This window comes from Nitrospirota bacterium (genome assembly GCA_040756155.1).
GTDB lineage: Bacteria > Nitrospirota > Thermodesulfovibrionia > JACRGW01 > JBFLZU01 > JBFLZU01.
On the sequence record JBFLZU010000095.1, the window covers coordinates 17,674 to 37,697 of the forward strand.

21 protein-coding genes are annotated in these 20,024 nt (G+C 40.5%); 20 read left to right on the top strand and 1 reads right to left on the bottom strand.

Annotated elements, in window-relative coordinates:
- The 3 genes from AB1488_09140 to AB1488_09150 form a co-directional block, all read left to right on the top strand.
- The coding region (locus AB1488_09140; protein MEW6410253.1) for a HAMP domain-containing sensor histidine kinase at positions 1-1,331 on the top strand (1,331 nt) is incomplete at its 5' end.
- Positions 1,332-1,348: 17 nt separating this feature from the next.
- The gene (locus AB1488_09145; GenBank protein MEW6410254.1) at positions 1,349-2,728 is read left to right on the top strand and encodes a sigma-54 dependent transcriptional regulator; all 1,380 of its coding nucleotides are present in this window, start codon (positions 1,349-1,351) and stop codon (positions 2,726-2,728) included.
- Positions 2,679-4,367, top strand: a complete 1,689-nt coding sequence (locus AB1488_09150) for a hypothetical protein (protein MEW6410255.1) — start codon at positions 2,679-2,681, stop codon at positions 4,365-4,367. The genes AB1488_09145 and AB1488_09150 overlap by 50 nt, the downstream gene beginning before the upstream one ends.
- Here AB1488_09150 and AB1488_09155 read toward each other — a convergent pair.
- Positions 4,361-6,085 carry an ATP-binding protein gene (locus AB1488_09155; GenBank protein MEW6410256.1) on the bottom strand — a complete coding sequence of 575 codons (1,725 nt, stop codon included), beginning with the start codon at positions 6,083-6,085 and terminating at the stop codon, positions 4,361-4,363. The genes AB1488_09150 and AB1488_09155 overlap by 7 nt on opposite strands.
- 85 nt (positions 6,086-6,170) lie before the next feature.
- Between AB1488_09155 and AB1488_09160 the strand changes: the two genes are divergently transcribed.
- The 17 genes from AB1488_09160 (at position 6,171) to pgsA (ending at position 19,979) form a co-directional block, all read left to right on the top strand.
- Positions 6,171-6,482 carry a hypothetical protein gene (locus tag AB1488_09160; protein ID MEW6410257.1) on the top strand — a complete coding sequence of 104 codons (312 nt, stop codon included), beginning with the start codon at positions 6,171-6,173 and terminating at the stop codon, positions 6,480-6,482.
- Positions 6,483-6,581: 99 nt separating this feature from the next.
- Positions 6,582-7,028, top strand: coding sequence for a 50S ribosomal protein L13 (gene rplM, locus AB1488_09165; GenBank protein ID MEW6410258.1), 447 nt, complete (start codon positions 6,582-6,584; stop codon positions 7,026-7,028).
- 12 nt (positions 7,029-7,040) lie between these two features.
- A complete protein-coding gene (gene rpsI, locus AB1488_09170; GenBank protein MEW6410259.1) occupies positions 7,041-7,433 on the top strand; it encodes a 30S ribosomal protein S9 in 393 nt (130 codons plus the stop codon).
- A gap of 90 nt (positions 7,434-7,523) precedes the next feature.
- Positions 7,524-8,564 carry an N-acetyl-gamma-glutamyl-phosphate reductase gene (argC, locus tag AB1488_09175; GenBank protein ID MEW6410260.1) on the top strand — a complete coding sequence of 347 codons (1,041 nt, stop codon included), beginning with the start codon at positions 7,524-7,526 and terminating at the stop codon, positions 8,562-8,564.
- Positions 8,561-9,865 carry a bifunctional ornithine acetyltransferase/N-acetylglutamate synthase gene (locus AB1488_09180; protein ID MEW6410261.1) on the top strand — a complete coding sequence of 435 codons (1,305 nt, stop codon included), beginning with the start codon at positions 8,561-8,563 and terminating at the stop codon, positions 9,863-9,865. Before argC ends, AB1488_09180 begins: the two co-directional genes overlap by 4 nt.
- A gap of 79 nt (positions 9,866-9,944) precedes the next feature.
- A complete protein-coding gene (rpsB, locus tag AB1488_09185; protein MEW6410262.1) occupies positions 9,945-10,691 on the top strand; it encodes a 30S ribosomal protein S2 in 747 nt (248 codons plus the stop codon).
- A 7-nt stretch (positions 10,692-10,698) separates the two neighbouring features.
- The gene (gene tsf / locus AB1488_09190; protein MEW6410263.1) at positions 10,699-11,316 is read left to right on the top strand and encodes a translation elongation factor Ts; all 618 of its coding nucleotides are present in this window, start codon (positions 10,699-10,701) and stop codon (positions 11,314-11,316) included.
- Positions 11,306-12,025: a UMP kinase gene (pyrH, locus tag AB1488_09195; protein MEW6410264.1), complete on the top strand. Its 720-nt coding sequence runs from the start codon at positions 11,306-11,308 to the stop codon at positions 12,023-12,025. The genes tsf and pyrH overlap by 11 nt, the downstream gene beginning before the upstream one ends.
- A 39-nt stretch (positions 12,026-12,064) precedes the next feature.
- On the top strand, positions 12,065-12,622 hold the full coding sequence (gene frr / locus AB1488_09200; GenBank protein MEW6410265.1) for a ribosome recycling factor: 558 nt from the start codon (positions 12,065-12,067) through the stop codon (positions 12,620-12,622).
- A 26-nt stretch (positions 12,623-12,648) separates the two neighbouring features.
- A complete protein-coding gene (locus AB1488_09205) occupies positions 12,649-13,671 on the top strand; it encodes a lysylphosphatidylglycerol synthase transmembrane domain-containing protein (GenBank protein MEW6410266.1) in 1,023 nt (340 codons plus the stop codon).
- Positions 13,655-14,605: a glycosyltransferase family 2 protein gene (locus tag AB1488_09210; protein ID MEW6410267.1), complete on the top strand. Its 951-nt coding sequence runs from the start codon at positions 13,655-13,657 to the stop codon at positions 14,603-14,605. The genes AB1488_09205 and AB1488_09210 overlap by 17 nt, the downstream gene beginning before the upstream one ends.
- The gene (gene kdsB, locus AB1488_09215) at positions 14,605-15,435 is read left to right on the top strand and encodes a 3-deoxy-manno-octulosonate cytidylyltransferase (protein ID MEW6410268.1); all 831 of its coding nucleotides are present in this window, start codon (positions 14,605-14,607) and stop codon (positions 15,433-15,435) included. Before AB1488_09210 ends, kdsB begins: the two co-directional genes overlap by 1 nt.
- Positions 15,428-17,068 carry a CTP synthase gene (locus AB1488_09220; GenBank protein ID MEW6410269.1) on the top strand — a complete coding sequence of 547 codons (1,641 nt, stop codon included), beginning with the start codon at positions 15,428-15,430 and terminating at the stop codon, positions 17,066-17,068. The genes kdsB and AB1488_09220 overlap by 8 nt, the downstream gene beginning before the upstream one ends.
- The gene (gene kdsA / locus AB1488_09225) at positions 17,061-17,921 is read left to right on the top strand and encodes a 3-deoxy-8-phosphooctulonate synthase (GenBank protein ID MEW6410270.1); all 861 of its coding nucleotides are present in this window, start codon (positions 17,061-17,063) and stop codon (positions 17,919-17,921) included. The genes AB1488_09220 and kdsA overlap by 8 nt, the downstream gene beginning before the upstream one ends.
- Entirely contained in the window at positions 17,911-18,870 is a 960-nt protein-coding gene (locus tag AB1488_09230) for a KpsF/GutQ family sugar-phosphate isomerase (protein MEW6410271.1), read from the top strand. Before kdsA ends, AB1488_09230 begins: the two co-directional genes overlap by 11 nt.
- Positions 18,867-19,430, top strand: coding sequence for an HAD-IIIA family hydrolase (locus AB1488_09235; protein ID MEW6410272.1), 564 nt, complete (start codon positions 18,867-18,869; stop codon positions 19,428-19,430). The genes AB1488_09230 and AB1488_09235 overlap by 4 nt, the downstream gene beginning before the upstream one ends.
- A gap of 15 nt (positions 19,431-19,445) precedes the next feature.
- On the top strand, positions 19,446-19,979 hold the full coding sequence (pgsA, locus tag AB1488_09240; protein ID MEW6410273.1) for a CDP-diacylglycerol--glycerol-3-phosphate 3-phosphatidyltransferase: 534 nt from the start codon (positions 19,446-19,448) through the stop codon (positions 19,977-19,979).
- Positions 19,980-20,024: the final 45 nt, after the last annotated feature.

Below are 20,024 nucleotides of genomic sequence, written 5' to 3' on the forward strand. Positions count from 1 at the left end.
AGATGATAAGACTTCCAGTTAAGACCCTCAGATTTAAGATTGCCCTCTCCCTTATAGCCTTCGTACTTCTCACATCTTGGGTCCTTTCCTTTATCTTTGTAGTAAATGACCTCAATCGGATATCTGAGGATATTAGAAGGGAAGGGGAGTTTTTTGCAATGACACTTGCGTCAGTTATCCCGGATCTTTTATTGAGTCGTGACTATGAGGGTATTGCAAATATTCTTGAGAATGTAAAAGAAAAGAAGATGTTTGCCTATGTGTTGGTAACCGACTCTGAGGGTGATATAGTCGCACAGACCGATGGCCAGCTGAAGACGGAAAATAAAGAGATAATGAAAGTATCTAAAACCGTCTCTTCTGATGGACGGGCTATAGGTAAAGTTGAGGTTGGAATAAGGTTTGATGGTTTCTTCCCAAGGATGGGAAAGGTTTTGCTTGAGGCATTTGCATTTACCCTCTTTTTTATGTTTATCGGAACACTGCTTTCTATGGTCCTCTCAAAAAAGATTACTGCTCCAGTCGAGAAGCTCAGTCGTAGGGTCATGGCATTTACAGGATTCGGTGAAGAGATTGAAAAGCCTCCATCCCGTGACGAAGTAGAGATAATGGAGAGGAGTTTTAACCAGATGATTGATGGGTTGAAACAGAAGCAGGATCAGATTGAAGAGAAGAGCAAGGAACTCATGGATATGGCAGGTGGAATCTCACATGAGCTTAACAATATAATAAATATAATAATCGGTTTCTCAAGGGTGCTTCAGAAAGAAATTCCTGAAGAAGGTGAACACTACAGAGATGTAGAAACTATAATGAGGGAGGCGAAAAAGGCAAAGGCTGTTGTTGAAAACCTTATGGCGTTTGCTAAACCGTCAGAGATACAATATACTTATTGTGATATGATTGATTGTCTTGAAAGCTGTATTGCAGATATAGATAGCCAGATAAAGGCGCAGGGTATCAGTGTTAAGAGGGAATACGAAGAGGGGCTTCCCCATGTAGAAGGCGATGAAAGACAGTTGAGAGAGGCATTCTTTAATATAATTCTTAATTCAGTTCAGGCAATGCCATCAGGAGGAGAGTTGACTTTAAACTGCAGACGGGTTAATAATATACTTGAACTAAAGATTGCTGATACAGGTGAGGGGATCCCTGATGAAATGAAGGAGAGGATTTTTGATCCCCTTTTTACTACCAAAAAAGGTGGCTGGGGAATAGGGCTGGGGTTACCAATATCATACAGGATAATAGAAAGTCACAAAGGTGAACTTAGTTTTACAAGTAAAAAAGGTGAGGGAACGACTTTTTTTATCAGGATACCGATTGATTAGGATTTAAGGAATCAAGTATGTATGCAGATAACAAAGATAGGATCCTCGTAATAGACGATGAACTTGGCATGAGGGAGATGTTCAGACGGTTGCTGAAGGACTTTACAGTCTTTGTCGCCAAAGACGGTCAGGAGGGTATCGAGATAATGAAAAAAGAAAACCCAGACCTGATTATTACTGATCTCAAGATGCCCAAGATGGATGGAATAGGGGTTCTAAGAAATGTAAAAGAATATAATTCTGGCGTCCCAGTTATTCTTATCACAGCATATGCAACCATTGAGACCGCTGTTGAGGCGATAAAGATTGGGGCGTATGACTACATAACAAAACCATTTGACCCGGATGCCATAGAGGTAACGATAAAGAACGCCCTTGAACATAAGAGACTTTTAGACGAAAATAGATATCTCAGAGAGAAATTGAGGGCTATACAGGAGAGGGAGAATATCATTGGTGAAAGCGAAGATATGAAAGAGGTATTCTCTCTTATAGAGAAGGTTGCACCCACTGATGCCACTGTGCTGATTCAGGGTGAGAGTGGCACAGGAAAAGAACTCATTGCAAAAGCAATCCACAAAAATAGCCTCAGGGCTGATAAGACATTCCTCTCCATCAACTGCTCTGCCTTTCCTGAAACACTTCTTGAGAGTGAACTCTTTGGATACGAGAAAGGCGCATTCACAGGTGCTGTAAGATCAAAGGAGGGATTATTTGAGACAGCTAACAGAGGGACGCTTTTCCTTGACGAAATAGGTGAGATGCCTCCAAGCCTTCAGGTTAAACTTCTCAGAGTTCTCCAGGATGGTCAGATTCTTAGGGTGGGGGGGAGAAAACCTTTTACTGTTGATGTGAGGATTATATCAGCAACAAATAAAAACCTCAAAAAAGAAGTAGAGGCAGGGAATTTCAGAGAAGACCTTTTTTACAGGATAAATATATTCACCATAAATCTACCTACATTGAGGGAGAGAAAAGAAGACATACCACTTCTTCTTCATTACTTCGTTCTTAAATACAACCAGAAATTCTCAAAATCGGTTGAAACGGTTTCACCAACACTCATGAAGTTTTTATTGAACTATCACTGGCCGGGTAATGTGAGGGAACTCGAGAATCTCGTAGAAAGAGGTGTTCTGATGTCAGATGGGAAACAGCTCGATATCTCAACTCTGCCTGATGAATTAAGGGATACATCAAAAATAGAGATGCCATCTTATGATGCCCTTACATTCAGGGAGGCAAAAGAACGCTTTGAGAAAGAGTATATACTGTTGCTTCTGAAAAAACATGAGGGGAGGGTCAGTAGAGCTGCAAGGGAGGCTGGGATGCCGAGACCAAATTTCTATGAGAAGCTCAAAAAATACAATATCTCTTACAAGAAAGAATCTGAGTAGACTTTTTGCCTGCCTTTTTTTCTTCACCATATTGATATTGCCGTTTGCCATCAGTGCATCAGATGATTTAGAGGCAAAATGCATAATCTGCCACAGTAAACTTCGGGATGAAAAATTTGTGGATGAAAAGGAATATCTGAACTCCGTCCACAGGAAACTGGAGTGCACAGGCTGCCATGCGATAAGATTTAAGAAAATGACGCATATCGTCTCCGAAGATATGGCATCAAAAGAGGTAAAAGAAACGGCTAAGTTTCTGAAAGGAAAAGGAAAAGACAGCATAACAATTGCTGCATGTGTTAGCTGCCACCCTACTGAATATACAGTTTTCAAGAAGAGTATACACGGCAAGGCGATCTTTAAAGAAGGGGTTCAAAAAGCTGCCTTCTGTACGGACTGCCATGATCCCCCACATTATATTAAAAGCTCATTAGACCCTTCATCCTCTGCATCACGACAAAGAATAGTGGAGACATGCGCAAGATGTCACAGTGATAAGACAATTGCATCAAGATATGGATTGAACATCTATGTTGTTGAGTCCTACAGAGCCCATTTTCATGGAAGGAGATATGGATTCAGAAGCATGGAGACGCCGAACTGTGTAGTCTGTCATGGTAGCCATGATATAAAAAGCCATAATGACCCTGAATCTCCTGTCTTTGGAAACAATAAGGTGAAACTGTGTTCAAGATGTCATGAAGGGGCAACAGAGGAATTTTCCCGTGCCTTCACACACAGGCCCATTGACGCAAAGAGAAACCCGATCACATTCTATGTAAGGAATGTCATGGTATTGCTGATAGTCTTTATCGTTGCCCTGCTATTCATCCATTTAGTGCTTGATATCTATGCAGAAATAACTGCAAAAAGGAGAAAAGAGAAAGAGATTTACAGAAAACTTTTCCTGAGGATTCTTCTGAGGAATCTGCCGAAAGAGGTAGAAAGAATGAATATCCACTACAGGATTCAGCACATAGTGCTGTTTACATCAGTATTTTATTTAGCTGCATCAGGTTTTACACTGAAATACCCTGAGCTTAAGTTATCCCAGGCATGGATTAACCTATGGGGAGGGATTGAGATGGCGAGCCATGTCCATAGATTTGGGGCTATTGTCCTCATTGCAAATGCAGTATACCATGTTGGTTATCTTGTTCACCTTGCAATTAAGAAGAGGTTAGGGGGCGATATGCTCCCGAGGGTTAAAGATATCAAGGACTGCTGGGGAAATATAAAATATCTCACGGGAGTCTCTGAAGAAAGACCTAAATTCGGGAGGTATACCTATATGCAGAAACTCGATTACTGGCTTGTAGTGGTTATTGTTTTTGTGATGACTGTAACAGGTCTCATGTACTGGTTTCCAACTACCACTGCGAATATACTTCCAGGATGGTCGTCCTTCTGGATATGGGGAGTAGCATATGTCTCACACAGCACTGAGGCATTGATTGCCCTTTTCTTCGGAATCATCTGGCATTTCTACAATGTTCACCTCAAAAGCCGTGTCTTTCCTATGAGCTGGATATGGCTTACAGGGAAGATTTCGATGGATGATTTGATGGAGGACCACCCTTTAGAATTTGAGCATCTTGTCGAAGAAGAAAGGAAGAAGACAATTCTTCAGGATCACTGAGCAGCTGGTAGTCTTATTATAAAGGATGCACCTTTACCCAATTCGCTGCATACCATAATTTCTCCCTTATGGTTCTCTATTATACGCTGGGTTATACTGAGTCCAAGGCCTGTGCCTTTGGGCTTTGTGGTAAAAAATGGATCAAATATCCTTCCAATGTTTTCCTGCGGGATGCCCTCTCCAGTGTCGATTACCTCTATAACGATATCCTTATCTACCTGTTCAGTGGAGATTGATATAGTGCCACCATCAGGCATAGCCTGCATAGAGTTGATAAAAAGATTTATAAAGACCTGCTGAAGTTCACCCTTATTTCCCATGACTTGGGGGAGATTTTCGCTGAATTTTTTCTCAACCCTGCAGGTATTTGTTTCTCCATACTGAAAGGTGACGACGGAGATGGAGTCCTCTATGACCTTGTTTATATCTAAGGGCTCTTGCTGGTATGAGGGCTTTGCATACATGAGGAGGTTTTTAGTAATCCTGTCCATCCTCGTGGCGGCATCCCTTATGTAGTTAAGGCATTCTCTGGTATCTTCATCATAACCCCTGTTAAGTAGGAGTTTGGAATACGACACAATTATTGCGAGGGAGTTTCCAATTTCATGTGCAATCCCGGCTGCTATTTCTCCAATAGAGGCAAATTTTTCCTGTCTTATCATCTGTTTGATGGTAAGGTTGAGCGTTTCCTGTTCCATTATGAGTGACTTAACCATATTATTAAATGAGGATGCCACTATACCAATTTCATCAGATGATTCTATATTAACCCTCTGCGAAAGGTCGCCTCTTGCTACCCTGTTTGCCATTGCTGAAAGCCTTTTGAGGGGTCTAAGGCTTCTTTTTACAATAAGATAGTTTATAAGACTCAGGACAACCAAGATTGATAGGGATATTGCGATATAATTAACAATGATCTTCTTTTTTGCAAGGACGAGGTCATTCGTGGACATAACAATACCGAATATAGCCTTACTAACCCCATTTCCCTTGAGGGGTGCAAATATAGCTTTGTATTGTTTCTTTTCAAAAAAGAGCCGTTCGACTACGGACTCCCCCCTTTTTGTCACTTTGTCAATAAGCTCTGGCGTGATCTTTTTCTGTATCTCTTTTTTCTCGTCTGGTGTTTTCAAGGTAGATGCCACAATTCTATTCCCGTAAAGAATAAAAATATCGTTTCCTATCTTTTTCTTTATTCGTTTTAAATATTCGTCATCGAAACCGAACCCAACCATGATAATCTCGCCTCTATCGATAGGTGCCATGACATCGAAATCGAGTTTAATTGCATCGCCTTGGGGCTTTGGGATAAACCCTGATATAAGTTCGCCAGATAAGCCTTTCTTTATTAACTCTTTTTGTGTTGTATCTCCTTCTTTTAGATACCGTAATGGTTCAAGGTATATCTTAAGGCCTTCCTGCATGAACAGACCCAGATGGGAAAGCCCCATAAGCTGTTTTCCACCATAGTTCTTCAATATCCTCCTTTCATCGGCAAGGAGTTCAGCATAAAGGATCGCCTGTTTTTCTTTATCTCTAAAAAAACCTTCAACCGTATCCTTATATGAGATTATCTCTTTTGTTGTGCTTTCTTCCATCCGATGGGTTAGTATCTCACCAACAAACAGGACAACTACTATGATTGCAAGAAAAGACAGGAATATAAAAGGTAAGAGTATCTTCCCCTGAAGTGTGTTTTTCTTTAGGTTTATCTTCATAGTGTCCACTTTTAAGATACATAAAATACCGTTCTGTGTCAATCTGCTTGATTAAAAAATTTTTATATGATAAATGTTTACCTGTATGGGAAGGCTTTCGGGTATAAAAAGGGGGATCTTAATTGGTGGCATTGCAGGCGTGATAACTGCTATTGCTGTTTCTGGCTCTCTTGAGACCTTCTTTGGTAAAGAGTTCGAGGGTGGGTGGTTTGATGCCGCAAGAAGGGATATGGAGTGCCTTTTCGGTAAGGAGATAGGTAACTTTAAACCACTTGTTATAATCTATCTGTCTATTATATTTATCTTTATTATTGGAATAGGTGGGCTTATCGGTGCATTCTTCGGCCTTCTGCTCCAGATATTTTTTTCGAAACTAAAAGGTATTGTTGAGAAGTAGCAAAGAGTCTCCGAACACCTCTCAATTTTCTCTTGACAAAAGGTAGCATTTTATTATATTTTTTCAGAACTTATTTAAAGACATCTCAGATTAAGAATAATGAAGACTGTTATGGCAAGAAAAGAAGATATTGCGAAAAATTGGTATGTAGTTGATGGTGAAGGTATGATTCTGGGGAGGTTTGCTTCGCAGGTGGCAGCTATACTCAGAGGCAAACACAAGCCTGTATTTACCCCCAGTGTGGATATGGGAGATTTTGTTATAGTAATAAATGCAGAGAAGGTAAGACTTACAGGGAAAAAGGTTTTAAACAAAGTTTACTACCATCATTCAGGTTATCCAGGTGGTCTAAAGGCAACGACCGCAGAAAAATTGATTAAAGAAAATCCAGAAAAGGTAGTGAGAATGGCTATATGGGGGATGCTGCCCAAAAATAAACTCGGTAGAACTATGAGGCAGAGACTTAAGGTCTACAGAGGTAATGAGCATCCACACAGTGCCCAGAAGCCCCAGATGCTTAAATTAAAACTCAAATTAAATCCGTAAGAGGAAATTTTTATGGCAGAGATATATTATAATGCAACAGGCAAAAGAAAGAGTTCTATAGCAAGGGTCTTTCTAAAACCAGGAAAAGGTGAATTCACTATAAATAATAAACCATTAGATAAATATTTTGGCAGAGAGACGCTGAAAATGATTGTCCGTCAACCCCTTGAACTAACAAATACAATCGGTAAGTATGATGTGTATGTGAATGTGTATGGAGGTGGTATATCAGGTCAGGCTGGAGCTATCAAACATGGTATAGCTAAGGCATTATTAGAGATCGATTCCGAGTTGAAGGCTCGGTTGAAGAAAGAAGGTTTTTTAACAAGAGACTCAAGGGTAAAGGAACGGAAAAAATATGGTCAAAAAGGAGCAAGAAAGAGGTTCCAGTACTCCAAGAGATAATGAGGCTCGCACTGGAGGGTTCACGACCCGTAGGGAAGGCAGCGATGCCTTCCCTTTTTTTATATAATTTAGGACTATTGGAGGTCATACTTGCTTAAAGTAGCGGTTGCAGGTGGTAGTGGATATGTTGGAGGTGAACTCCTCCGTATACTTATTTCTCACAAAAAGGTCAAGATTGTTACTGTAACATCTGAAAGATTCAGAGGAAGACCAATACATGAAGTTTACCCCAACCTTAAGGGATTGATTGATATGGATTTTCAATCTGCTGACCCTGAGACGCTGTCAAAATCAGCGGATTTAATATTCTTAGCCCTGCCACATGAGGCATCCATGGACTTAGGGGTGGACCTATGGGATCAAGGAAAACATGTTATAGACCTCTCGGCAATATTTAGATTAAAAAACATAACCCTTTATGAAGAGTGGTATGGGATTAAACACAGGAGACAGGATGCAGCAGAGAAGTCGGTTTACGGCTTGACAGAACTAAATAGAAAAGATTTAAAGGATGCCACATTAGTAGCGAACCCTGGATGTTATCCCACTGTCTCTATCCTTGCAGTTGCACCACTGATTGAAGAAAATATTATAGACATCAACGAGATAAATATTGATGCAAAATCAGGGGTATCAGGTGCTGGCAGAAAAGTAGAACAATCTTATCTTTTTTCTGAGATCAATGAAGGTGTATACGCCTATAGCGTCGGAAGACATAGACATACACCAGAGATAGAACAGGAGTTAAGTAAGATTTCCGGGAAAGATATAAGGGTTTCATTTATACCACACATTATTCCAATGGATAGGGGCATACTTTGCACCATATATGCCAATCTTGTTAAGGGGTATAGCACAAAAGAACTCCTCACAATTTATGGTAAATACTATAGAGGCGAACCATTTATTCGTATGTGTGAAGATGGACGTTATCCATATACAAAGCATGTGATAGGTTCAAATTATTGTGATATCGGGATAAAGGTAGATGAAAGGACAGGGCGTGTGGTGGTCATAGCTGCGATAGACAACCTTGTTAAAGGCGCATCAGGACAGGCTGTTCAGAATATGAATGTTATGTTTGGTTTTGAAGAGAGAGAAGGTCTTATGCTGGCAGGGGTTTTCCCATGACGAAGAGATTTACGATTCACGATACCCGATTCAAGATTAAGGGTTTTAAGGCATCAGGGATTTTCTCGGGTATAAAAAGGCAAAAGAGGAAAGATCTGGCTCTAATTTTCTCAGAGGTTGAATCTTCTGCTGCAGGTATGTTTACTACTAATAAGATAAAGGCTGCCCCTGTCCGTCTCTGCATAGAGAGGATTAAATCAGGAAAGGGACAGGCAATTGTCGCCAACAGTGGAAACGCAAATGCCTGCACAGGGATACAAGGATACAGAGATGCCATCGAGATGTCAAGAATTGCAGCAGAAAACCTCGGTATAAATCGAGGGGGTGTCTATGTATCATCTACAGGTGTTATTGGTAAACCACTACCAATGGAAAAAATAGAGGCTGGTATTAAAAAGGCTGTGAAGAAATTATCTCCAGAGGGTTTCAGTGATGCAGCGGAGGCGATAACTACTACAGATACATTTCCAAAACTTGCCTTCGAAGAGGTAATTATCGGGGGGGAAAGGGTTTCTATACTCGGTATTGCAAAGGGTTCTGGAATGATACATCCTAAGTTTGCCCTGAACCCTGTTTCAGGAGCCTGCCCTGACCCTGAATTTGATCCTGAACTTGATTCAGGACAAGGTTCAGGGGTTTCAGGGATGGCTACGATGCTTTCATTTATCCTTTCAGATGCTGCGATTGATGCAACAAGTCTAAGTTACGCTCTGAAAAACGCTGTAGAGTCATCGTTTAATAAGATTACTGTTGATGGCGAAACAAGCACAAATGACACAGTTATTGCATTATCAAATGGTATAGCAAAAAACAGGCCAATCAATCAAATATTTACAGAGGAGTTTTCCCTGTTTCAATCTGCACTTAACAATGTTACTCAGAGTTTAGCGAGGATGCTGGTGAAAGATGGTGAAGGCGCTACCAGGTTTATTGAGATATTGGTGGATGGTGCATCCACCTTAGAAGACGCTGAGAATATTGCATTTTCCATAGCAAATTCCCCACTCGTGAAGACTGCATTTTATGGTGGAGATGTAAACTGGGGAAGAATTATGGTAGCTATAGGTAACTCTGGCGTAGATGTATACGAGGAAAGAATAGATATTTCTTTTGACGATTTGAAGGTGGTAGAGTGTGGTGTAAGGGTTAGCGCCTTCGCTGAGGTAGAGGCATCAAAGATTTTAAAAAAAGAGCGTTTCAGGGTAACGGTAGACCTCAATATAGGCAATAGTTCAGTAAATATATGGACTACGGATATGAGTCCAGATTATATAAAAATGAATGCCTCATACCGAACCTGAATAGTAAAAACTGTTGCAAAATACCAATTGGTATGGTATTTTAATTTGATTTGTTTCTTATTGTAAGGAGGCAAAATATATGTCATCAATAACAATGAAAGAACTTCTTGAGGCAGGAGTTCATTTTGGACATCAGGTAAAAAGATGGAATCCAAAGATGAAAAAATATATCTTTGGTGAAAGAAATGGTATTTACATAATTGATCTACAGAAGACGCTTGCCAAATTTCAGGAGGCATATAATTTTGTCAGGGATGTTTCTCAGAGAGGTGAGCATGTCCTTTTTGTGGGAACCAAAAAACAGGCGCAGGATTCGGTATCTGAAGAGGCACAGAAGGCTAATGCTTACTATGTCAATCAACGATGGCTTGGAGGTATGCTCACAAATTACAGTACTATTAAAAAAAGTATTGAAAAGCTTAAAAGACTTGAAGCGATGAAGAATGATGGAACTTATGAGAAACTGCCAAAGAAAGAAATTGCAATACTTGAGAAGGAACGGATGAGGCTTGAGAAAAACCTCAGTGGCATAAAGGATATGCCGTCTCTCCCTAGAGCGGTATTCGTCATAGATTCTAAGAAAGAAAGGATTGCTATTCTTGAGGCTAAAAAGGTAGGTATCCCGGTTATCGCTATCGTCGATACTAACTGTGACCCTGATGGAATAGATTATATTATACCAGGCAATGATGATGCAATAAGGGCGATAAGACTGATAACCTCCAAGATAGCAGATGCTATAATAGAGGGTAGAGGGCTTGCACAGAAATCCCTCTCCGCAGTAGAACCTGAGACTGTAGGAAATGTAGAGGTTGGGAAGGAGTAAGAAAATGGTGATTTCTGCAGAAGTAGTTAGGGAATTAAGGGAAAAGACAGGGGCAGGAGTAATGGACTGTAAGAGTGCCCTCACAGAATCTGATGGTAATATAGAAAAGGCAATTGAGATACTCAGGGGAAAAGGGCTTTCAAAGGCTGCAAAGAAATCTGGCAGGATTGCTACAGAGGGGCTGATTGCTTCTTATATACATACAGGGGGTAAAATAGGAGTACTTGTAGAGGTAAATTGTGAGACAGACTTTGTAGCACGGACAGATGAATTTCATGGACTGGTAAAAGATATAGCAATGCAGATTGCTGCGACAGCTCCATCATGGATAAATCGGGAAGATATCCCCGAGGCAATGATTGAAAAGGAACGTGAGATATATAGAAGTCAAGCAATGGGATCTAGAAAACCAGAAGAGGTTATTAGAAAAATAGTAGAAGGCAAGCTCGATAAATTTTATCGAGACAACTGTTTGATGGAACAACCCTTTATTAAGGACGAAGAAGGTAATACAACCGTACAGGATATTGTCGCCCAGAAGATTGCAAAACTTGGTGAAAACATTATTATTAGACGTTTTACCAGATACCTCCTGGGAGAGGGGTACAGAAGGATTGAGATCTAAATATAATCGTATCCTCTTGAAATTAAGCGGTGAAGTGCTTATAGGCGAAACACCTTATGGGATTGACCCTGATGTCATAAATTCTATAGCTGAAGAAGTAAAGAAAGTTTCTTCACTTGGAGTTGAAATTGCAGTTGTAATTGGTGGAGGTAATATCTTCAGAGGTCTGTCTGCAAGCGCAAAGGGAATGGAAAGAACCTCCGCAGATTATATGGGGATGCTTGCAACAGTTATGAATGCCCTTGCACTTCAAAATGCACTCGAAAGACTCGGTATTACAACAAGGGTTCAGTCAGCAATAGAGATGAAGGCACTTGCAGAACCATATATAAGACGGAGGGCGATAAGACACCTTGAGAAGAAAAGGGTTGTTATCTTTGCTGCAGGAACCGGAAATCCTTATTTTACAACCGATACAGCAGCAGCCCTCAGGGCGATAGAGATAGGAGCAGAGGTAATTCTCAAAGGGACAAAGGTCGATGGGGTATTCAGCGATGATCCGATCAGTAATCCAAAGGCCCAAAGATATGATGAGCTCACATTCTTTGATGTTCTGAAGAAAAAACTAAAGGTTATGGATTCCACAGCTATTTCGCTATGTATGGAAAATAACCTTCCAATAATTGTGTTTAACCTGAGAAAGAAAGGGAATATAAGGAGGATATTAGAGGGTAAGAAGCTTGGGACGATAGTGAAAAGTGGAAAGTGAAAGTGAAAGTGAAAAGTAACTGACACCTATACTTTTATTATGGATGCCGAGATAAAGAAAAAGATTGCCTTGAGGATGAAAAGTGCGGTGGAAAACCTTAAGAAAGAGTTCGCATCGCTGAGGACAGGAAGGGCATCATTAGCTCTTTTAGATAGCATCCTTGTTGACTACTATGGCATTCCAACACCTGTAAATCAAATTGCCACACTTGGCATTCCAGAAAACAGACTTATAACCATTCAACCGTGGGAGCCGAGGATTATAGGTGATATAGAAAAAGCTATACTGAAGTCTGATCTCGGTCTTACACCATCGAATGATGGCAAAATCATAAGGCTTCCGATTCCACCGCTGACTGAAGAGAGACGTAAGCAGTTAGTAAAACTGGCAAGGAAGATGGCAGAGGATACAAGGATTGCTGTAAGAAACATCAGAAGAGATGGCAATGAAGAGGTAAAAAGGCTTGAGAAAGATAAGAAGATAGCTGAAGATGACTCACGAAAATTTCATGAAGAAATACAGAAGATAACAGACGCCCACATAAAAGACATCGATTCTCTACTTTCACACAAAGAGGCTGAGATTATGGAGATATGAAATTAAACTCTTCCCAAAATTCAAATGTGTCAGAGTCTACACAAAAGAAGAAACTCTCTGTAACTTACTGGATCAGCTCAGGGATAAGTGTTATCTTTCTTTACCTTTTCTTAAGAAAAGTTGACTTTAACGCATTGATTAATGCACTCAAAGGCGCCAATTACATATACCTCATACCCGCGATAGCAATTAACCTCTCGATGTACTTTATCAGGGCAAAAAGGTGGCAATACCTCCTCGAGCCTATACATAATGCTACCATTAAAAATCTCTTTTCATCAACAGTGATAGGTTTTGCTGTGAATCATCTGTTACCCGCAAGGATAGGTGAGTTTGTGAGGGCATATGCGCTTGGAGAAAAGGAGGGAATAAGCAAAAGCTCTGCATTTGCGACGATTGTAATAGAGAGGATATTTGACGGGACTCTTGTGATTTTATTTTTAATCGTAGTACTGTTGTTTCCACCTTTCAGTTCTGATGTTACTATTTCAAAATTAAAAGGAGCATGGGTAATCCTTCTATTGATATTCGGAGGGGGGGTACTATTTCTTTTTCTCCTTAAACATTATACCCTCACAGCATCAAAGATTGTAAAGTTTATACTTAAACCTCTTCCCAATAGGTTTTCTGCAAAGATTCTCTTACTTATTGATTCTTTTGTTGTAGGTCTCGATGTTCTTGGTAAGGGGAGGCATCTCTTTATAGTCTTCATCTATTCTATTGTCTTATGGTTGTTAGGGACATTAGGCATACATATCCTCTATCCTGCATTTTACATTGATGGACCTTCATTCATTGGTTCTATATTTGTGCTGATATTGATCGCTATTGTAGTTATGATACCTTCTGCTCCAAGCTATATAGGGACATTCCATTTTGCATGTGCAAGCGGGCTTATCCTTTTAGGTGTTGATTCCATTATTGCCAAGAGTTTTACACTTATCTTATGGGCAATAAACATTATACCCAGTACCCTTTTAGGACTTTTTTACATCTGGAGGGGAAGGTTGAGCTTCAAGGAGCTAAAAACATATGCCTCACATGGTTGATATATCGATAGTAATACCATTAAAGAATGAGCAGAACAATGTAATGGCTCTTTACAGGGAATTGACCTCTGCGCTCGCCACCCAAGATAAGTCTTATGAAATCATAATGATAGATGATGGAAGTACCGATCAGACATTTAAGATTTTGAAGGAGATACACGAGAAGGATAAAAAGGTTAAGGTAATAAGATTCAAAAAGAACTTTGGTCAGACCGCTGCGCTCTCTGCAGGCTTTAACCTTGCCAGGGGTGAGATTATAATAACCATGGATGGCGACCTGCAGAACGATCCTAATGATATTCCTTTATTGCTTGAAAGGCTTGATGAAGGATATGACATCGTTAGTGGTTGGAGGTATAAAAGAAAAGATCCGTTTATTTCCAGGAGGCTTCCATCCATGGTTGCCAACTATCTGATTTCGTTGATAACAAAGGTTAGACTTCATGATTACGGCTGCACACTAAAGGCATTCAGAAAAGATGTTATAAAGAACATCAATCTTTATGGTGAGATGCATAGATTCATTCCAGCAATAGCAAGCTGGATGGGGGTTAGTGTTACTGAGATTAAAGTAAATCATCGTCCAAGGATTCATGGGAGTTCAAAATATGGTATATCGAGGACACTCAGGGTATTTCTTGATCTCTTAACTGTAAAGTTTCTTCTCAGTTATTCTACAAAGCCTATACATATATTTGGGCTGATAGGACTTATCATTGGTGGTATCGGGTTCTGTTTTGCGGTGTATTTAGCATTTATTAAACTCGTATATGGATACAATATAGGTAATCGCCCACTGCTATTGCTGGCTATATTACTTATTATTATTGGTGTGCAATTCATAACGATAGGTCTTTTAGCGGAAATCCAGACGAGGGCATATTATGAGTTACAGCGTAAACCAACATATGTGATCCAGGAGATGTTAGAATAATGGGGGCTGTGGTTATAATACCGGCAAGATTTAACTCAACGAGATTTCCCGGTAAGCCTCTTACCACGATACTCGGCATACCTATGATCCAGCATGTATATAAAAGGACATCAAAGGCTACCATGATAGAAAGGGTAATTGTTGCAACAGATGACATGCGGGTATTTGATGCAGTAAAAGGGTTTGGTGGCGAGGTTGTAATGACATCTCCACAACATCAATCAGGCAGTGACAGAATTGCAGAGGTGGCTAAAAGTATCTCTTATGATATAATTGTTAATGTTCAGGGAGACGAACCCTTAATACTGCCCGAGATGGTTGATTCTGTTGTGGATATACTTAATACAGAGCCATCAGCGTCCATCGGGACGCTCTGCAAGAAAATAAACGATGTTGAGGAACTCCTTGACCCGAATGTGGTGAAGGTTGTCTTTGATAGAGATGGATTTGCTATCTATTTCTCACGGTCTCCAATACCTTTTCATAGGGACGATTGGAAGATTGCGGATTGCGGAATGCAGATTGCTGATTTGGAGCATGAAATAGAATGTATCTTACGATTCACGATTCATGATTCACGATTCACGGCATATAAACATCTTGGGATTTACAGTTACAGGAGAGATGTCCTGCTCACCCTCTCCAGCCTGCAACCCTCGTCATTAGAATCTCTGGAAAAACTCGAACAGCTCAGGGCGATCGAGAATGGATTTAAGATAAAAGTGAGAGAGACGACATTCGATACAATAGGTGTTGATACAATAGAAGATGTGGAAAAGGTTGCCAAAAGGCTAAAGGCTTGTAGTGAGCGGAGCGAATCTAATGGCTAAATTTATCTTTGTAACAGGTGGTGTAGTATCCTCTCTCGGTAAAGGCATCGCCTCCGCTTCTATAGGTGCTCTGCTTGAGAGCAGGGGACTGAAGGTTACAATCCAGAAGCTCGATCCATATATAAATGTAGATCCGGGTACTATGAGCCCTTTTCAGCATGGTGAGGTCTATGTTACAGATGATGGTGCCGAGACAGATCTTGATTTAGGTCATTATGAAAGATTTACCACTATTCGTACCTCGCAGAAGAACAACTTCACATCCGGAAAGATATACCACAATGTTATAATAAAGGAAAGGAAAGGTGATTACCTTGGTGGAACTGTTCAGATGGTTCCACATATAACCGATGAGATAAAGAGTGCTATAAGATCTGTCGCAAATAATGTTGATATAGTAATCGTTGAGATCGGAGGCACTATAGGAGATATAGAGAGTCTTCCTTTTCTTGAGGCTATAAGACAGTTCCGTTTTGATGTAGGAAGGGAGAATGTGCTTTATATACACCTTACGCTTGTGCCTTTCATAAACGCTGCTGGAGAGCTGAAGACAAAACCAACACAACACAGTGTAAAAGAACTCAGGGCAATAGGTATTCAGCCTGATATCCTGCTATGTAGAACAGACAGGATTATCTCACAGGATATAAAGAGAAAGATTGCTCTCTTCTGCAATGTTGAGACAGAGGCAGTAATAACCGCAAAGGATGTTGATACGATATATGAGGTTCCACTTGTATTCCATCAAGAAGGACTTGACGATCAGATAGTCAGGATGCTTGCTCTTAATATCCGGGAACCAGACTTAAATAAGTGGGAAAAGATTGTTGATAACATGAAACATCCAGAGGCGAAAGTTGTTATCGGACTTGTTGGGAAATATGTAGACCTTAGAGATTCATACAAGAGTCTTATAGAGGCGTTAACCCATGGTGGGATAGCGAATGATGTGCATGTGGATATATCATGGGTAGATGCAGAGGATATAGAGCGGGATGGACCAGAAAGGTATCTATCTGAGGTTGATGGGATACTTATTCCGGGAGGTTTTGGCTCGAGAGGCATTGAGGGTAAGATAGAGGCTATTCGTTATGCAAGAGAAAAGAAGGTTCCATTCTTAGGGATATGTCTCGGAATGCAATGTGCTGTTATCGAGTTTGCACGGAATGTATGTAAACTTCCCAAAGCAAACAGCAAGGAATTTGATGAGAAGACTCCGTATCCTGTAATATATCTAATGGAGAGATGGTACGATTGGAAAGAGAATATCGTACAGATAAGGAATGCCCAGTCCGACAAGGGAGGAACGATGCGTCTTGGGGCATATCCATGTATTCTTTCGGAAGGGTCATTTGCTTATAGGGCGTATGGGACAAAAGAGATATCAGAACGGCACAGACATAGATACGAGTTTAATAATACTTATAGGGATATTTTTGAATCAAATGGGATGAGAATAACCGGTGCCTCACCCGATGGTGAGCTCGTTGAGATAGTTGAGATAGATGATCATCCATGGTTTCTTGGATGTCAGTTCCATCCCGAATTTAAATCAAGACCTATGGAGCCACATCCCATCTTCAGGGACTTCATTGCTGCATCCATAAGAGAGAGGAGAGTACTCTTTGAGTAATAGTTTATCCCTTCCCCATACAAGGGTGGTTGAAGTCGGAGGAATAAAGATAGGAGGAAAGAATCCGCTCGTACTTATAGCAGGACCATGTGTTATTGAATCTGAGGACTCAACCACGAAGATTGCAAAGAGACTGAAGGAAATAGCCAGATCTCACAACATACCACTTATATTTAAGTCTTCTTATGATAAAGCAAATCGCACATCACTAAATTCATATAGAGGACCAGGGATTCGTAAAGGGCTCAGGATACTGAAGACTATTAAGGATAACCTCAAAATACCGCTTCTTTCAGATGTTCATAGTATAGATGAGATCTTACCTGCCTCAAAGGTGCTCGACATCTTACAGATACCTGCATTTCTTTGTAGACAGACAGACCTTATTGTCACCGCCGCAAAATCGGGTAAACCGATTAATATTAAAAAAGGACAATTCCTTGCACCGTGGGATGTTGAGAATATAATAAAGAAAATCACATCTGCTGGAAACAGGGATATATTGCTTACCGAGAGAGGTGTATCATTTGGATACAACAATCTTGTAGCAGATATGAGATCACTGCCATTGATGCGGAGATATGGTTATCCTGTAGTATTTGATGCAACACATAGCATCCAATTACCAGGTGGCAGAGGTAATGCCTCAGGGGGTAATAGGGATATGATCCCTTATATAGCACGGGCTGCGGTAGCAGCAGGATGTGACGCTCTCTTTCTCGAGGTGCACGATTCTCCAGAAAAGGCGTTATGTGATGGTCCTAATACGATGCGATTAGAGGACCTTCCTTCACTCCTGTCGCAGGTAAAAATGATTGATGAGATTGTTAGAGGTAGAAAAAATGATTATTGAGGATGCCAAGAAGGTTTTAAGAATCGAAGCAGATGCAATAGCATCTCTTATTGAAAGGGTAAATGAGAACTTTGTTAAGGCAGTTGAGGCTATTTATAGCTGTAAGGGAAAGGTTGTAGTCACAGGGATGGGGAAATCAGGGATCATCGGTAAAAAGATTGCAGCCACCCTTGCAAGTACTGGAACTCCTGCATTTTTTCTCCATCCTGCAGAAGGGATACATGGAGATATCGGCATGGTAGCAAGAGGGGATGTCGTCATTGCCATATCTAACAGCGGTGAGACAGAGGAACTAAACAGGATAGTTCCTGTGATAAAGAGGTTAGATATCAAACTTATATCTTTTACAGGTGCATCTGAGTCTTCTCTCGCAAAGGTGAGCGATATTGTGATAGATGTAAGCGTAAAAGAAGAGGCCTGTCCTATGGGATTAGTTCCAACAGCAAGTACAACTGCTACCCTTGCAATGGGTGACGCATTAGTAGTAGCGCTGCTTGAAAAAAGAGGAATCAAAGAAGAAGACTTTGCATTCTTTCATCCAGGGGGAAGTCTCGGGAAAAAACTGCTACTAACAGTTGGTGACCTGATGCATACAGGAAAGAGCATACCTGTGGTATATGTAGATACCCCTGTTAAGGATGCAATCTTTGAGATATCCTCAAAGAGACTGGGGATAACATGTGTGATAGATAGAAGAGGTGAACTGAGAGGGGTGATTACCGATGGCGACCTGAGAAGGTTAATTGAAAAGGATATTAATCTCCTCAATGAAGTCACTGAAAAGGTTATGACTAAGAATCCCAAGATTATACAGAAAGATGCCTTAGCTGCAAAGGCGGTTGCTGTTATGGAGCAATACTCGATAACCTCTTTGATAATAGTTGATGAAGAAGAAAAGCCAGAAGGTATTATCCATCTTCACGATCTTCTAAAAGCAGGAGTGGTATGAAACAAGGGGGAAGGGGCAAGGGGCAAGGGGCAAAGATAAAAGAAAAGGCAAAGAAGATAAAACTCCTTATCCTCGATGTTGATGGGGTTATGACCGATGGTGGGATAATACTCGATAACAATGGCAATGAATTCAAAAGATTTCATGTAAGGGACGGTCATGGTATAAAGATGGCTCAGAGGGTTGGGATTATTATTGCCTTTCTGACAGGAAGGGAATCCAATGTTGTGTCGAGAAGGGCATCGGAGCTCGGAGTGACAGATATTTTCCAGGGACGTAAGGAAAAAATAATAAGTTATAGAGAGTTACTCAATAGATATAATCTTAAAGACGAAGAAGTCGCCTTTATTGGAGATGATGTTATTGATATACCTATTATGAGGTGTGCAGGGCTTTCCATTGCAGTATCAGATGCAGAGGAAGATGTAATAAAGATTGCAGACTGGGTTACAAAGAGGGCAGGTGGCAGAGGAGCTGTGAGGGAAGCAATAGAATTTATATTGAAGTCGCAGGGAAAGTGGAAAGAGTTGATGGAAAAATATAACAATAATAAAACTTGAGATTTGAGATAGAGAATGGTAAACCTTCCTAATGCGTTAACCCTTATACGCATCCTGATTATACCGCTATTTATTTTACTCCTCCTCTCTCCAACTCCAGAGAAAGAGTTCTTGGCAGCAGTTATCTTTTCCATCGCATCGTTGACAGATTGGCTTGATGGTTTTATTGCGAGGAAATCAAGTAAGGTAACAAAACTCGGGATGATTCTTGACCCTATTGCAGATAAACTGTTGATAGCCGCTGCACTTATACTTCTTGTGGATATGCTGAGGATACCTGCATGGATGGCAGTGGTTATAATTGGAAGAGAACTTGCAGTTAGCGGGTTAAGGGCAGTTGCGTTATCAAAGGATATTGTTATTCCTGCCGAAAGTGGTGGTAAGTATAAGATGGTTACCCAGATCGTAGCGGTGTTGTTTCTCTTGCTTGGATACGAAATTTACGGGATAAGTTTTTTGACTATCGGAATGATTGCACTCTGGATTTCCATGATTTTCGGAATAATCTCTGGTATTGGGTATTTCGTATCGTTCTGGAGGCAGGCATAAGAAGTGAATAGTGAAGAGTGAATAGTGAGATGATTACGGAGGTTA

Coding starts and splice junctions, on each gene's coding strand:
- AB1488_09145 (MEW6410254.1), top strand. CDS start 1,349: ATGTATGCAGATAACAAAGATAGGATCCTCGTAATAGACGATGAACTT.
- AB1488_09150 (MEW6410255.1), top strand. CDS start 2,679: ATGAGAAGCTCAAAAAATACAATATCTCTTACAAGAAAGAATCTGAGT.
- AB1488_09155 (MEW6410256.1), bottom strand. CDS start 6,085: ATGAAGATAAACCTAAAGAAAAACACACTTCAGGGGAAGATACTCTTA.
- AB1488_09160 (MEW6410257.1), top strand. CDS start 6,171: ATGGGAAGGCTTTCGGGTATAAAAAGGGGGATCTTAATTGGTGGCATT.
- rplM (MEW6410258.1), top strand. CDS start 6,582: ATGAAGACTGTTATGGCAAGAAAAGAAGATATTGCGAAAAATTGGTAT.
- rpsI (MEW6410259.1), top strand. CDS start 7,041: ATGGCAGAGATATATTATAATGCAACAGGCAAAAGAAAGAGTTCTATA.
- AB1488_09180 (MEW6410261.1), top strand. CDS start 8,561: ATGACGAAGAGATTTACGATTCACGATACCCGATTCAAGATTAAGGGT.
- rpsB (MEW6410262.1), top strand. CDS start 9,945: ATGTCATCAATAACAATGAAAGAACTTCTTGAGGCAGGAGTTCATTTT.
- frr (MEW6410265.1), top strand. CDS start 12,065: ATGGATGCCGAGATAAAGAAAAAGATTGCCTTGAGGATGAAAAGTGCG.
- AB1488_09210 (MEW6410267.1), top strand. CDS start 13,655: ATGCCTCACATGGTTGATATATCGATAGTAATACCATTAAAGAATGAG.
- kdsB (MEW6410268.1), top strand. CDS start 14,605: ATGGGGGCTGTGGTTATAATACCGGCAAGATTTAACTCAACGAGATTT.
- AB1488_09220 (MEW6410269.1), top strand. CDS start 15,428: ATGGCTAAATTTATCTTTGTAACAGGTGGTGTAGTATCCTCTCTCGGT.
- AB1488_09230 (MEW6410271.1), top strand. CDS start 17,911: ATGATTATTGAGGATGCCAAGAAGGTTTTAAGAATCGAAGCAGATGCA.
- AB1488_09235 (MEW6410272.1), top strand. CDS start 18,867: ATGAAACAAGGGGGAAGGGGCAAGGGGCAAGGGGCAAAGATAAAAGAA.
- pgsA (MEW6410273.1), top strand. CDS start 19,446: ATGGTAAACCTTCCTAATGCGTTAACCCTTATACGCATCCTGATTATA.